This window comes from Desulforamulus aeronauticus DSM 10349 (assembly GCF_900142375.1).
GTDB classification, from domain to species: Bacteria; Bacillota; Desulfotomaculia; order Desulfotomaculales; family Desulfotomaculaceae; genus Desulfotomaculum; species Desulfotomaculum aeronauticum.
This window is the reverse complement of sequence record NZ_FRAR01000022.1, coordinates 75,222-89,818: the sequence shown is the minus strand read 5'-3', so window position 1 is coordinate 89,818 and position 14,597 is coordinate 75,222. Positions and strand designations below refer to the sequence as shown.

Here is a 14,597-nt window from a genome sequence, read left to right as displayed (position 1 = left end):
ATTTGCCACCTTTTGCAATTGTGTCACTTACCCACCGAAGGCGTTAAGGGGAATTTGACTAATCTCTTGGTGGCGGAATCTCCCAGCGTGCTTATCGGTATGATTGGCCTAGAACAATTTGGCACGGCTGTATTGCTACGTCTTAAGCGGTGGACTCGGCACAGCGTAAGGGGGGCATTGCGATGGCCCTGGTAAATGAAACACTAAACCGTGCCCGTAGCAGGGGTGGGCAGGAGGCTTATCTATTAACCAACACCGCCGAAAAGTTTATGGCAAGATGGGGATTTACAAGGATCGAGCGGCAACAAATACCAAGAGATTTACTACAACATTCGGCATTGAGCTATCCCATTTTCATAACCTTCCGAATGATAAAAGAAAATCTAACATTTATCCCCATCCACTAAATAAAAATAACTCATTATTTGATATGACGCCTATTAGTATACAGAGGTTTGACAAAGGGTACATCCTTCCTAGGGCTGGTTCGAACAGTACTCTATCTGATAAGAAAGTATTGCTAATTGGGTGTGGTTCAGTAGGTAGCCACATAGCGTTAGAGCTAGTAAGAGCGGGGGTAATGAATCTAACCCTTGTAGATAAAGACCTTTTTCATATTGAAAATGTTTATAGGCATGCACTGGGGGTTTCTTCCCTTTATGAAGCAGTCAAGAACAAGGAGAATGAAGAATATTATAGTTTACCAAAAGTTATAGGGCTGAAGCGAGAAATTGAGTCTAAATTCCCCTATGTAATAGTGAAGTGCCACCAAGATAGCATTGAGGAATTAATAGTGGGAAAAATGATTGAACCTACCGAATACGATCTGATTGTGATTGCCTTAGGTAATCCAACCATTGAATTATATCTTAATGATTACTTTCATAATTTGTCAAACTGTCCTCCGGTGATTTTTACATGGCTTGAGGCATTAGGAATTGGAGGACATGCTATTTTAACGAAAAACAATAACAAGGCTGGTTGTTTGAATTGCCTATATCTTGACACAAGTGGTTTGAAGACAGACCTATTCAATAGGGCATCGTTTGCTGCAGCAAGACAGTTTTTCGGGAAAATAATTGCCGGATGTGGAAGCGTTTTTACTCCCTATGGCTCAATGGATGCGATAAGTACTGCAATCCTCGCAACTAGGCTAGCGACGGACACTCTACTAGGGCGTGAGGTGGATTGCCCCCTTTTATCTTGGAAAGGAGAGAGCCGAGTTTTTTTAGAACATGGATATATATTGTCGGATAGATATAAGCTAAATAATGAAACATTATATAGTCTCAGATATAGCTACAAGAAAGACCAATGTGAGGTTTGTGGAATCAGAGGTGATTAGACTATAACGATTTTAAATTCATTAGTTTATAATCGTAGTAATACAGGTTATATCAAGATCTGTCGGGGAGCTCTTAGGAAGATGGTGACATATTCTCAGGTTATTCATGATAACCACGAAGGTGGGGGACTACTTTTAGGTCGGCTCATTATTGACTGTAACGATGTTGTTGTTGACGATATAACTGTCCCCAATATAGAAGACCAGAGTGGGAGATTCTTTTTCTTGAGAAAGGGTTTAGCACATCAAGAAAAATTAAAAATAAGATGGTTGCAAAGTAACGGCACTTGTAATTATTTGGGGGAATGGCACACCCACCCAGAAGCTATTCCTAGACCTTCTAACCAAGACATATCTAATTGGAAGCGAATTCTTCGGGAAACTAAGTTTGAAAGTGGTATCTATTCTTTATAATTATTGGAACACGGGCTATAGGCGTATGGGAAGGTAAAAAGGATAATCTAGATATATTAGAGCTCACTGTAGAAACTAGAAAGAGTGGGGGAGTTGTATGAGCAAACCGAGAAAAAATCTCAAAGCAGCTGAAGAGAATTTTTTATGGGTGTCATCGGGAGGAATTTGTGCCTTTGATGGCTGCCATCAGCCATTAGTGTTTGACGACATAGGGACAATAGTAAATGTAGCTGATAAAGCTCATGTCATTGCCCATAGCACAGATGGACCTCGGGGCGATGAACGGGAAAAGTATGGTCTTAGTGAAGACGATATAGATAGTCACAAAAATCTTATACTTTTCTGTAAAATCCATCATAAAATTGTGGATGCTAATGAAGAGAAATATACTCCAGATACTCTTTTTGAAATGAAAAGAAAGCACGAAGCTTGGGTACGAACCAGACTTCAGGAAGTCCAAAATTCGATAGCTATAATCCATAAGACAATGGGACCCCCTGTCGATCATATTACTCTAGCTAGCAAACATAAAATGTTGGGATCGGTTTCACTTCAAGAAAGACTTGATGCTTCGACGGATATTCCTTGGGACCAGATTAAGGATAAAAACATTTTGAAATATAGAGAAACTCTAGATTTAATGAAAAAGTATGAAGGGACTGTTATTGATGTTTTTCCATTATCTCAGATTCCCTTACTAATTCATTTAGGTAGTTTAATTACCGATACTATCCCAGTAAATATTTACCAATATGATCGAAGCATTCAGGAATGGGTACTCGGCTCACCTGAAAATATCTTACTCGAAGAGTTAGGGCTAAAAGCCAATAAAACTATAAAGGGTTCCAAGATTCTTATTGTTTCAATAGGCATAACAAGTAAGATTGAAAGTGACGATATTATAGATGTGGTAAATTTAGAGGAATCTGATTTTCTTGAAATTACGGTAGAAGAACCGAAGGTCGATAAAGTAATTTTTAGTGAGCAAGTAGCAAAAGTAAAAAGTTGTTTCAAAAGAAATGTTGAGGAGTTAATACAAAAAAAACGGTACAATGAAATCCATCTTTTCTATGCAGGGCCAGCGGGGCTTGCAGTGGAAATCGGAAGATCAGTTAACGCAAACATGTGGCCTCATGTTAATCTATATCATTTTAGGTATAGAAATCAGCCCAAACATGAGAGAACCTTCAGTATATGACGTTAAATAATTGTGCAGAAAATACGATCAGTAGGGGACTATATTGCTTTATCATGTATCAAGTGTATCATTCGACAACTAAATGTGTTCTCATACTGTTTAAACAACTTAAAAAGAGCAAAGTAATCATACGGGAACGCATTTAGTTGTCGAATGGGAAGGGATTTACTTATATGATGTTGAGTTTCAAGATCTATTGGTTAAACTTGAATCCCAAAATGGTTCCGATAATGTATATTATGTTAACTAGAATAAAAAAAGAGGGTGCTGCAGGGCTTTTCTCTATCGGGCATTTGGCCTGGACTGGTGGCCCTTTAACTTATGGGTCTTGATTCTACCGCTAATAGAACCTTAAAGCTAATTTTCAGATGGGTTATTTATCAGTTAGTTGTATATACGCCTTGAGACTCATATAGTAAAGATCGTTACGGCGGCCAGCTGCACACTCTGTTGGCCAAGTATGATTAAGGTACGGGTTTGCTCTTTGTAGTTCTAGCTTTATGGCTAAGGCTTAGTACATCAAGGTATCCCTATAGGTCTTGGGTCAAAACCCAAAGAAGCTAAGTGGTGATATCAACGGTTTCCATCTAGTTTTTGATGGCTTATTAGCTAGCAAGAATGGTTTATTTAAAACACCGACTCCTGTCTTGCGTTAACAACACAGAAATCATTTTGAGTCATTCCTTATGAGGCGGCCAATTCAGCTTCGCCCGTTGCTGTTTTAAACGTTAGGTATTATGTTAACCATGCAAAAACATACGTTCCCCCTGCTCTGTTTTCATTAGGATTATTCTCTATAACGAATTATATAATGTTATCTTCTCCGAACCACATCAATAAAGTATGATATGGCATCTGCAATTAACCCCCTTTTCTCTCTAGAATGAGCCATAATTATTTATCTTGAGAGAAACAATGGTTATTCCTAGGCTCTTGGATTTTGAGAGACTTAAGGGCCTCTCCCCTTCTCCCGATAATCGTTGTACCGAGGATTGTCAAAGGACCGGACTATATTAATTATGATATAACGGATCTGCAACATGTTGAAATAACAACGATTTAGTACATTCGGCTAGTCCGAAAGTTTTAAAGCAGATTAGCATTTTAATATAGTAATTAACTAGTCAGTTTCTCTAGTTATCCTACTTAGGTATAGATAGCTAGTTTAGATTACTGCCCTTAGTTTTTACGACACCTGCCCCATTTATAGTAAAACCTCTCTAATAGAAATCAAGAGGTTTTACTAATCCGTGAATACCTGACTCCGAGCTCAAACTTCATATGATATGGATTATGGGAAGCTCACATACTTTAGCGGATAGGGAATGTTAATAACGCGTAATTCACACTGCCTCACCTGATAGTGAGTAAACATAATATATGATCCGCCAAAGTCCATTAAGCTAATTCTTCTAGGACAGTAAAGATCTCCTACTTCTAGCATAGTGACCTGTTTCAGAAATCAAATATATTCATTCGTTCTATGTCCTACCATTGATGATCTCCTTACAATAGGTAAATATCCATTTTATTAACCAAAAGATATGGCGGTTTAATTAAGCTCAAGTCGAATTGAATTTTCACAATCAGTAATAATTGACCCAATCCGGCTGATTTTCTCCAACCGCCTTTTCAACACTACTGATCCAGTCTGCGATCTGTTGGAGCTTTTTCTGCAATTCCTCTGGCGTGAGGTTCCCGTCTTCCGCATCGTCCCATAAGTTGCTGAGTGCGTATTTCACACCGTCTTCCGGGAAAAATATACCATCATGATGTAGATTATCCATAAGAGCGCCTTCGCCATCCTTAGCGTACTTACCATTGATCGAGTTATGGCGAACCTCCCATCCTTCGATCGTCCGCTCAATTCGATAAACGTCCGGATGCCCCCACCTTCTCGTATATACAGAAAAGGTCATTTTTTTGTTTAGCGTATCGTCTCCCTTGGTTTCCATCGTTTCTCCCTGCCCTCTTATTTCTTTCAACAATGCAGTAAGCATATGATAATGATGGTAAAAATCGATTACGTCATTCTCTGGGAGCTTTCCGCTATTGATTATCAGCCATTTTGATAGAATTGGAAGCATACCCCAATGAAGAATCTGGATCACTGGATGTAGGTCAGAAAAAATCTTCCGTAGCCTTTCATAATCAAATGAAAAGCTTGTGCTATTTTCACGGTCGTCATAAAATCTTCCAAAGGATTTTATAAATAAGACCTTGGCGGTTTCCAACTGTCCGAGTGCCTGGTGATGATTCTGAATAATTCTTTGGACTTCATCCAGCCTTTCTGTCTTTAGAATGAATTTCTCATCCATTTGTTTAAAGAAATAATCTAAATTATACGCGATATCTCTTTTCCTAAAATGAAAGACTGTCTCAATCTCCGCCACCGTATACTCGCGAGTCACTTCAAAATTCTCTTTAAGAATTCCGCGTATGATGGAGATTAGTAAATTCCTTCGCCTTGCAGTCGCTTCCGAAATCATCATTAGGTCTTCCTCCGTCACATCTACTTCTACCTGCATCTGTTGATATTAAAAATCGGACAGCCACCGTGGCACATAACATAATTTTCGCAGGTTTGGCACGCAGGAATGGAATATCTCTGTGCTCCGGGCCTGCTTAATCTTTCACGCATTTTGACAAATTCTTCGCCAAATCTCCATCCATCCTGCAGTGAATGCTTCTTTAGATCAATTCCATTCCCGGAGATATCATTCATGAATGAACATGGGTACAAGAGTAGATTTTCTGAAATATAAGCTGAAAATCTTGCCGCTTCACAGAAATCCACAGTCTCCTTCAGAAGACCGCCTCCCATCAGTGGTAAGAACGAAATCATACAGCTGTCAAAGCCAATCTTACAATTTTTGATCTTCTTCACGGACTCAAAGAAATTCTTTATTTCATTTCCATCCGTCAGGCACAAGGCATCGGAGGAATGCACTGGTTTGTAATTCAGAAAAATGATCGCATTGATATTTTCCAATAATTTGGTGTGTTTCTCCATCAATTCCATCGCCTGCGGGAGGTTGAGTTTGTTTAGCATAAAATGGATGTTTACCTTGATTCCATATGCGCTAGCTCGTTTAATCACTTCCTGCGCATCTACATAGGGTTCATACCAACTGACGGCCATTGCGCCGCAGTATTGCTTCGTTGCCGCATAGATCTCGTCCGTCATGCCTTGTCCGTTTGTTGTATATGACGGAACAATATTATGGTCACGGGATTTCTGCAATATCTGCACAAAATGAGGATGCTGGTTTGGGTTTCCGCCGCCCAAGGCCACCTGTAAAACGCCTGCCTTTTCCGCCTGCTTGATAATGAGCTCGTAATCTACCAGGCGCATGAAACTCCCCTGCCTGTTTGAAGCTCGATAGCAAAAATCGCATTCCCGTTCGCAGTAATTTGTGATTGCGATATCAAGCAGTTCAGGGCCTGCTGCGTTGCAGAATGGCTCGCTGCCGTTTTTGTCATATCGGATAAACGTTCCCTCATCCCGATCAAAGCCCAGGATATACCCGCTTTCTCTACAATTTCGAATCAACCAACATCCCATTACCAGCCACCGATTTTGCCGTTAAAATACAAACTATCTTCACAAATCAGAAAGCTTTCCATACAGAAATATACTTCTGCAGCCGAGTATCCATCCGAACTAAGTTTTCCGTAATACACCTTTCTTTTTTCAGCCAGCAGCTTTTCTACGATTTTGACTGTCTCTTCATCGTAGTGTTCCTCTTGCAGAAATTCCGCTACGCTGCGATATGATGTTCGGGACTCTTTCATATATTCCATAATGTCCTGCTTGTTCTGCTCGACTGCTTCATATAGGTCTTCAAAGATCCGACTCATCGGAGACAGTCCTTCGACTCCGATGCCTTTTAAAAAGCGATCCTTATTGAATTCATCCTTCATGGAAATGATGAAAGAGGTGGAGGAACTGTTCGTTACAAAGTCCTGCCTGATCTTCATAAACCAATCTCCTTTAAAGCCTGATTCAAAACATCTATGCCGTTTTCTTCGTATTGGATCAGATTGTCTGCATTATAACTGGTTAGATTTATGTTGAGCTTTAATAAGGTTTGACCTTCACCCAGATCCAAAATCTCCATATGCTCCCAATCCAATAGCTCTTTTTTATACAAGTAATCCTCAAAGCTTTCATATTCCTGTGGGTAGTACGTCAGATATTCCTTTTTTAAATCCCTAGCATATTGAAAAAAAGCCCGGAAGATCCTCTTTGAGTAAAACTCAGCAAAGGAACCCCTTTGCAGATGTAATACATCAGATATCCTTTTTTCAAGTTCTTCATAAGCAAAGCTCTCATTCGCTATACAATAATATTTATCCAATAATTTAAGTATCCTCATGTTATCCTCCGAGTTTACTAGAGAAGCAATTTAGAAAATAGCTCCATGTCGATAGATATATCCCGGCAGAAGCTGTTTTCCTGAGCCAGTCGTTCAATTATCTGATCGTATGCATCGCCGTTTCTGCTCTTTGTGAGATGATGCAAAATCTCCTTTACATTGCATGAAATTAAGCTGCTTTTGTGTTGGTTCATTTCGTTCAGAATGCGAACAGCCACCACCGGTGACACCCCATAGAGCTTACACCATAAATCTAACGCGCCCCTGTTCTCCAGTTCAAGCAAATAAAGGACCAGTCGATACAACTCGGAATGGCACACATTCCAAGTATCATCATTTACATATTCCGCAATGTCCCGGATCATCATGTTAAACGGCCACACAGACTCTGGCCCGGTATTGGTATAGATGCCTTTCTTCTGAAGATAAACGCCAAACATCCTTTTAATAAAAGCATCATACAAGTCTATTTTTTCCGCAAGCACATCCAACGCTTCGAACAGCAAACGGATATTGATATTACTAAAAAATTCACAGTCATATTTGTCAATTAGATCATGAACAATCTTTTTCGCGTGAGGTCCATTCGTAATAAGCTGCATCCTCCAAGCTTTCGTATCATGGGCGGTGAAATGACGATCCTCCAGACCCCATATATAGCGCCAGTAGAGATTTTCGTATTCAGGAAGATTTTCGATGATCGGCAACAGATCCTCCTGCGATTCGGTTCGCGCTAAATAGAAAATGTATTTTTGAACGCCTTCCCGGATCGTAAGATTTTCTTTATTCATCTGATCCCAGAACGCCAGAAAAGCGTGCTGCTCCGCAAGATGGGTTAAAATATAGTTCGTTATGCAGAAATCCCGGAATTCATCAAATGTAAAGCTGATCACAACGGTATTTCTCATCAACATACCAGTTTTCATTATCTGTTCGTCCTTGAATATCACCTCGTTATCCAGCATTTGATAGAGCAGCTTTTGCTCTGTTTCGTTGAAAATACTGGATGGGACATTAAAGAACGTTTTTTCACGGATCATATACTCCGAAATTTTATCAAGCAGGACGTATAAAGAATCTTGATGATTTAAGACCTGTTGATCCTTTTGATATTCCAGTGATTTTAGGTTCAAATATTGCCGGAAAACATCATATTTGTAAACGTCATATACGTAAATTTGCTTCTTGTTTTCGTTTACTTCGCAAAAAAATCGCAGCAGCAGCACATCATTGGTTATTGCATCATAGAATTTATCCGTTAACGTATTTTCTCTGATTGTGATCCCGAAAAAGTTCAAGTACCCTCGGAAGATCCGCTCCTTGAAGTCGTCGCCCCTATGCCACATATCGATATGTTTATATGCGCTCAAATACGTTCCTTCTTCGATCACCACAAACCGCTCCTTCAGGAACTCGTTCCGGGTGGTCATAATCACTTTGATATATGGACAGGCCTGACATTCCTCCAGAAAATCCCGTATGCACTGGCCAAAGTCCTTCACCAGCGTATTCTCGTTTAAGCCGTCTATGATGATGACGATCGGCCTCTTGGAACTATTCCATTCCCGGTGGAGAATTTTATTTGCATAAGGGAATGAATACGCCCCATTAAGCGACAGTTTTTGCTTTGCGAGAATCATCGGATTTTCTCTAAAATCATAGGCATTAAAATATAATGAGCAATAGCCCTTTCTCATCAGGAAATTCAATGCGAAGTCGCAAACGAAATTCGTTTTGCCCTGACCGGCGTCTTTGGTTAGCAGAATATACTTCTTTGCTATAAAGTCGATATTGTCTTTTATGTCAGATAAGTAGTGTTTAACAGAATTATTGAGACTGTTCTGTCTGATGGCAAAGTATTTTTCCAAATTGGAAATATCAGAGTCATTATTTTTTTCAAATTCCTCCAGCCTTGAGATTGCATCCGAAATCCTATCCTGCAGGCAAATGCATACCTGTTCGAGCTCCGTCGCTGAAAAATACTCGGTAAGATCCGAAAAATCTATTTCCTGTTTGCCATTTTCTCTCAGGTGAAAATTAACACTTTTAAAATCAAGAATTTTCGTATCACAGATTGCCTTCTTCAGAAACAACATAGGGTCTGCAAAATAGCGGAGATTTTCTTTATAGTCGCCTTCTTCCACGAATATGTCGGCAATGTATTTTTTGCTTTTCACATTTTTCTCGATCTGGCTTTTCGTATATTGGGTACATGCCTCATTCAACAGCATTTGATATGCATTAGGCTTGAAATTTTCCTTCGCCAGCAAATCCTGGAACATCTTCACGGATGACATGCATACGCCCAATGCGCCGCTGCTATTATGAGCCTGCATTTGAAGGATACCGACGATTCTGTTATCACAGAATACCGGAGAGCCGGATAATCCCTGATAATTATCGGACTTTCCGGTTGCAATTACTGCCAGATGATAATCCCATTCCATTTCCTTTGCCGGTGAAACTATGATCCCGGTTCCCCTCATATGATGCTCGTGTTGCCGGGATGTAATAAATCCGCTGACCGACCAGGTAGATTCTTCATCCAAGATCTCATCATCGGAAAAAATATCTGCCATACTGTAAGTATCGGAATGGCCGATCTCCAGCACTACTGCAACATCATTCTCCTTTATGATGCGAGCATGGTCTTCTTTGTCACTGATCCACACCGTATGACGGTCTCCGCAGGCCACATGCCTGGGAGTCAGCACGAGATTTCGCGCGATCATGATCCCGGTTCCGTATTCAATACACTCATCTTTAAGATAAGACTGTACTTTGACATTGTATTTCTCCATACTATTTTCCTTTACAATCTGATTTCTCGATGTCCAAACATAGCGGAATATCCGTATTCTTCCTGCATATCTATCAGTTCCTGTTTTTGTTTGATGTCGTAGTTAAAATATATAATTTTATTTCCGGTTAGAATGGCTCTAGCCAAGAGTTCATTCTCCGGATGCCGGTTTTGCTTTCCACCATTGGTCGATATGAGAAGCGTTCTACCCTTTGCTTTCTCCAGTAACTTTAGATTTGGTTTTGTAGTACCATGGTGGGATATCTTGATCATATCATACTCATCTGTCAAAAACTCCGCCCAACTGTCGCTGTCCGAGTCCCCAGTAAATAACAATATCAAACCCTTATATTCGATTTCGATTACAATGGATGCATTGTTTACCTCGTTCATATGTGCCAGTGTGGAAGTGCCTATCCAACGCTCGAGCCGCGGCTCTGAAGCCGAAATATATTCTTCAAAACTGCCCGGTTCTAATTGCAACTCCATTAATCGCTCAAACAATGCTGCAAATTCCATATGTTCCGAAAGCTCATAGTCGACACCAAAGTTCCGGATCATCTCAATATTCAGTTTGTGTGCAAGCCTATCCAGAGACGCTTCGTTTGGCGACAACACGATCAGTTTGCATTCTCCAATTTGAATGGAATGATCGACCAGCTTATTTCTGCTGTCAGCAATTCTTTTAACGACTCGGTCAATAAATTGTGCGTTTAACCGATATCCATTCTTAGCGCATAGCTCCTCGAAACTTCTGCTGTGTGCTGCTGATATAAGGCCGGCCTTGCCATCGATCTGCATGGTCAACTGACCCAATACCATATTCATCCGTTTCGTTTGCATCTCCCCGATTGCCGCCCGTTTTCTCTCATTAAATTCATCCCGCATGAACAGGGTGTTGAAAAATCCATTGAACCAAATATTTTCCACCTCGATAATATGAGGTGCGTTTGCTGGACCGTTCTCGCTTAAAAATGCGATTGCTCCTCCTATATGATCCTGATCTATGTGCGTAATTAGCATCAGTATCACACGACAGCCCTTATGCTTTAATTGGATTAACAAGGGTTTTAACTCGATTTCGTAAGTATCCTTATAGCCACAGTCAATAAGGATACATTCCCCATTGTTGAATTCCACTACAAAGCAGTCTCCGGCTTTGGCGGGAAGAAAATGTACAACGCAATTGCTCACGGCAGATCCTTCTTTCTATCGGCTGATGCCTGTGGTTCTATAACCTACTAAGTAACAACTGTTGCGCATTATAGACAAACATCAGCATTATTCGAACTTCGTATTATAGACATTAGTACGGCCCGTTGATTTTAAGAGTCGATGACTTGCCCACATTTTTTGCCTTAGGTAAGGTTTTTTCTGGGCAACTGCGCAACCAATCCAAAGTATTCTGTGATGGCCCATATTTCTAATCAAAACTTAACCACTGCGTGCCTCAAATGGATCAATGCTATTTTCTATATAAAATGTCTTTACTGATGGTATCGCATTGTTTACCAAAACTTCAGTGTATGTGTCTTGGTAAAAGTCAATGCGCCTAGGGCCGTCGATTCCAAGTGAATTATTGAGTCACTAATCATAATAACCGACTAATATAACGTTCCACTTCGTCTACAAGTGTATAATCAAACATAAATATATCTACCCCTGGATTTAATATATCACCCTTAATTCGATAAAGTTTAAGAATTATGTCGAACATAAATAAAATACACCGGAATTTGTCCCAGTGTATCTATAGTACTACTAGCCACCAATTTACAAGCTATACATATTTAGAAACAGATGGCTTAATAAATTGTATTGCTTGATCTTATCGACTCTTACACAAATAAGAAAGCTGAACTTCTAAATCTTCAATAAGATACCGAAGTTTGTGGTGGTTTATAGCCTTTCTTTCTTTTTTAAGAATTTGCTGCAATGTCCGTTCTTCACTTGCAGCCATTAGCCGTGTTGCCGTGTCTCGACCCAGTTTTTCCTCTAGCTTAGAAAGATTCATACTAACTGTTGGAATGCTTATCTCTTCATCAGAGCGAGTTAATAGACGTTCTAGTGTTAAAAGCTCTCCAAGTTCTGCAAGTTTTTTTTCTGCAGTACATGCAAAAGCTAAATTCATCTCCGGAAGATACCGTGGACTTAATAGCTGTTCAGGAAATCTTATTAGAAATATATCCCAAGCAGAAGCACATAGTATTCGTTTAGCTTTTTCGAAATTCATTCCTGCTTGTACTCCTATGAACGAACCTGCGAGATCTGCAAAGCAGTACATCGCTAGGTGACTTTCTCGTGCCAAACGTAAACCTAATTCTTCTGTCATAAAACTCTCAAATTCATCAAGTTTCTTCTCAATAGGTCGTTTATCTTTCTTGTGGATCAATGTCATTTTTAGTAGACACACGTAGCTAAGGTTTATCAATTGTACTAAGTTGTCAATTTTTTTGCTATCACCTATATACTCCTCAACCCAAGCTCTACCACAGTCTTCAATTGTTCTAACATTGAATTTTGTTAAGTAATAATCTATGGCGTCAGGTTTAAGGAGGATTTCCTTGGTCTTTAGAAAACGCTCCTCATCCATTGAATGTAGATATACAATTGAAGTGGCAACAGGGGCAACTTTATCAACAAACACTTTAGGATCTGATTTAAAGTAACTTTCTAATAAATAAAAAGTGGGATTATAGTCAAAATTATATCTTGTCACATAGGATAGAAATTCTTCAATAGCTTGCCTTATGTCCCCCCTCATTCTTTGGCGACTGACACGATATTTATGAAGTTCCGAAGCAATATGCGAATCTAGGACAATAGTAACAACTATTTGATGTTCAAATTGACCGTGTGCCCTCAAAATATCAAGGTTAAATAAGAATGGTCTTTTTCCAGCAAACTGATTAATTATATGTATCTTATGGCTATCAGGGCCAAAAGTTATTCCTTGAGGCAATATGTCAAACTTATATGGTGAAGCAGCGACCTCGTAGATGTAGATATGTTTGTCTCCAACGGATTCTAAAAATTGACGATAATTATCAACTATACTAATAATGGAAACACCTCTAATCTCCCAGTTTTTGGGGGGGAAGTTAAAAATACTTTTTCCTAAAGATCATTGAATATTTCCTACCTTCTTACCTTAAATTGAGTAGGTTCAAGCACAAAGTCTTCGCCAATATTTCCTGGTATAACAAAAAAACTACCAGTGCCATACTGTTTCTTGAAATCATAGATCCTATATAAATAGTAGTTGTCCGAATTCTGCTGTGAGAAAGTTACCTCATTTATGGACATTAGAAACGGGGTATTAATCCCACCTGTTGTTGTCTTTACTTCGATATATTTCTTTTCCCCTTCAATAGTGAAAGATTCAATGTCATAGCCAGCACCATCTCCTATCACTTCAGATGTGTGTATGATTTTATTGGCTAAATCCTTGAGCCCAGCCTCAATTAAATGTTTCCTTTCATATTCCAGAACTAATAATTCGCCTGCTCTCCCTAAGTCTTTACGCTTAGAATCAACCTCACTATAATCAACTTTTCTTCCATGAAAATCTCTCGTTGTTACGCCTTGGGTAGATGTCCTTGGTGCGGGTGGATCCGTCTTGGTAAGTTGAGGCAAGCTCTCTTGGATACTAGCAGAATCCTGTTGTGGCAACGTCTGGTTTAGTACTAGTCCAATTTCCTGTGCTCTTCCTTCTGGTAATTCCCAATCCAGTATTTGCCACTTAAAGTGTACGGGCTCCTCCCTCTCACTATCATGGCTTAAATATGCCAATTGACCTAAATATGTATAGTCTCTTCCCTTGGCAGTTCTGAGAAAAAGATAAATATTATTAGTTAAATGATTATGGTTTATAAAATCCTGAATTGTAGAGTGAGTAAATTTATGTCGAGGCTGGGATTGCCAGGTAAGGATACCCTCCTCAGTAATTCCTTCATCAAATGTGTGACCTGATTGGCTTTGACCATATGTAACAAAGAAAACATAGTCTTTCTCCCGGTTAGGAATCTTAACAATCCCATGCAATCCCCAGGTACCAGCTTGCGGGATAAAAGTTGTATGGGGTGAAAAAATATTATGTACTTCATCTCTGCTATAATCACTGTATTTCCTTAATGGTCTAACCATAATTAACCTCCAGAAAAACATTAAAGATATAATTGGCTTTTTCTATATTTTTTGACATTTCCCTCTAATAGTCTTCAAAATGAAGAAGGAAAGTTACTCTGTTTGTCTAATAATTACAAACAATATCTCGGGAATTGAATATTATGATGGATTTGAGCCACCATCCGATTTGTGAGAGCTACTATGTGTATCTCACAAATCGGATGGTGGCTCTATCTCAGCATATTATTCAGGAATCAGCTTTAATCTTTATGTAAGCTAATACTTCCATAAAATAACCCCCCCATGGGTGCTTTTGTGCTTTATGGAGGATTC

General features: G+C 39.4%; 11 protein-coding genes. 3 read left to right on the top strand and 8 right to left on the bottom strand.

The window, feature by feature from the left end; genetic code table 11:
* Positions 1-277: 277 nt before the first annotated feature.
* The 3 genes from BUA78_RS14515 (at position 278) to BUA78_RS14505 (ending at position 2,957) form a co-directional block, all read left to right on the top strand.
* On the top strand, positions 278-1,345 hold the full coding sequence (locus tag BUA78_RS14515) for a HesA/MoeB/ThiF family protein (RefSeq protein WP_072915833.1): 1,068 nt from the start codon (positions 278-280) through the stop codon (positions 1,343-1,345).
* An 81-nt stretch (positions 1,346-1,426) separates the two neighbouring features.
* Positions 1,427-1,759, top strand: a complete 333-nt coding sequence (locus tag BUA78_RS14510; RefSeq protein WP_084082439.1) for a Mov34/MPN/PAD-1 family protein — start codon at positions 1,427-1,429, stop codon at positions 1,757-1,759.
* 97 nt (positions 1,760-1,856) lie between these two features.
* The gene (locus tag BUA78_RS14505; RefSeq protein ID WP_072915836.1) at positions 1,857-2,957 is read left to right on the top strand and encodes an SAVED domain-containing protein; all 1,101 of its coding nucleotides are present in this window, start codon (positions 1,857-1,859) and stop codon (positions 2,955-2,957) included.
* 1,586 nt (positions 2,958-4,543) lie between these two features.
* Here the strand turns inward: BUA78_RS14505 and BUA78_RS14500 are convergent.
* From BUA78_RS14500 to BUA78_RS14465, 8 genes are all read right to left on the bottom strand, one after another.
* Positions 4,544-5,449 carry a hypothetical protein gene (locus tag BUA78_RS14500; protein ID WP_238456835.1) on the bottom strand — a complete coding sequence of 302 codons (906 nt, stop codon included), beginning with the start codon at positions 5,447-5,449 and terminating at the stop codon, positions 4,544-4,546.
* Positions 5,450-5,475: 26 nt separating this feature from the next.
* The gene (locus BUA78_RS14495; protein WP_072915953.1) at positions 5,476-6,522 is read right to left on the bottom strand and encodes a radical SAM protein; all 1,047 of its coding nucleotides are present in this window, start codon (positions 6,520-6,522) and stop codon (positions 5,476-5,478) included.
* On the bottom strand, positions 6,522-6,938 hold the full coding sequence (locus BUA78_RS14490; protein WP_072915951.1) for a hypothetical protein: 417 nt from the start codon (positions 6,936-6,938) through the stop codon (positions 6,522-6,524). Before BUA78_RS14490 ends, BUA78_RS14495 begins: the two co-directional genes overlap by 1 nt.
* Positions 6,935-7,336 carry a hypothetical protein gene (locus BUA78_RS14485; protein ID WP_072915948.1) on the bottom strand — a complete coding sequence of 134 codons (402 nt, stop codon included), beginning with the start codon at positions 7,334-7,336 and terminating at the stop codon, positions 6,935-6,937. Before BUA78_RS14485 ends, BUA78_RS14490 begins: the two co-directional genes overlap by 4 nt.
* 17 nt (positions 7,337-7,353) lie before the next feature.
* Positions 7,354-10,050, bottom strand: a complete 2,697-nt coding sequence (locus BUA78_RS14480; protein WP_139257406.1) for an NACHT domain-containing protein — start codon at positions 10,048-10,050, stop codon at positions 7,354-7,356.
* 98 nt (positions 10,051-10,148) lie between these two features.
* Complete coding sequence (locus BUA78_RS14475) at positions 10,149-11,330, bottom strand: ComEC/Rec2 family competence protein (RefSeq protein WP_072915942.1); 1,182 nt, start codon at positions 11,328-11,330, stop codon at positions 10,149-10,151.
* A 634-nt stretch (positions 11,331-11,964) separates the two neighbouring features.
* Complete coding sequence (locus BUA78_RS14470; RefSeq protein WP_072915940.1) at positions 11,965-13,098, bottom strand: hypothetical protein; 1,134 nt, start codon at positions 13,096-13,098, stop codon at positions 11,965-11,967.
* A gap of 176 nt (positions 13,099-13,274) precedes the next feature.
* Complete coding sequence (locus tag BUA78_RS14465; RefSeq protein WP_072915937.1) at positions 13,275-14,282, bottom strand: DUF3427 domain-containing protein; 1,008 nt, start codon at positions 14,280-14,282, stop codon at positions 13,275-13,277.
* Positions 14,283-14,597: the final 315 nt, after the last annotated feature.

Coding starts and splice junctions, on each gene's coding strand:
- BUA78_RS14490 (WP_072915951.1), bottom strand. CDS start 6,938: ATGAAGATCAGGCAGGACTTTGTAACGAACAGTTCCTCCACCTCTTTC.
- BUA78_RS14485 (WP_072915948.1), bottom strand. CDS start 7,336: ATGAGGATACTTAAATTATTGGATAAATATTATTGTATAGCGAATGAG.
- BUA78_RS14465 (WP_072915937.1), bottom strand. CDS start 14,282: ATGGTTAGACCATTAAGGAAATACAGTGATTATAGCAGAGATGAAGTA.
- BUA78_RS14510 (WP_084082439.1), top strand. CDS start 1,427: ATGGTGACATATTCTCAGGTTATTCATGATAACCACGAAGGTGGGGGA.
- BUA78_RS14505 (WP_072915836.1), top strand. CDS start 1,857: ATGAGCAAACCGAGAAAAAATCTCAAAGCAGCTGAAGAGAATTTTTTA.
- BUA78_RS14500 (WP_238456835.1), bottom strand. CDS start 5,449: ATGATGATTTCGGAAGCGACTGCAAGGCGAAGGAATTTACTAATCTCC.
- BUA78_RS14515 (WP_072915833.1), top strand. CDS start 278: ATGGGGATTTACAAGGATCGAGCGGCAACAAATACCAAGAGATTTACT.
- BUA78_RS14495 (WP_072915953.1), bottom strand. CDS start 6,522: ATGGGATGTTGGTTGATTCGAAATTGTAGAGAAAGCGGGTATATCCTG.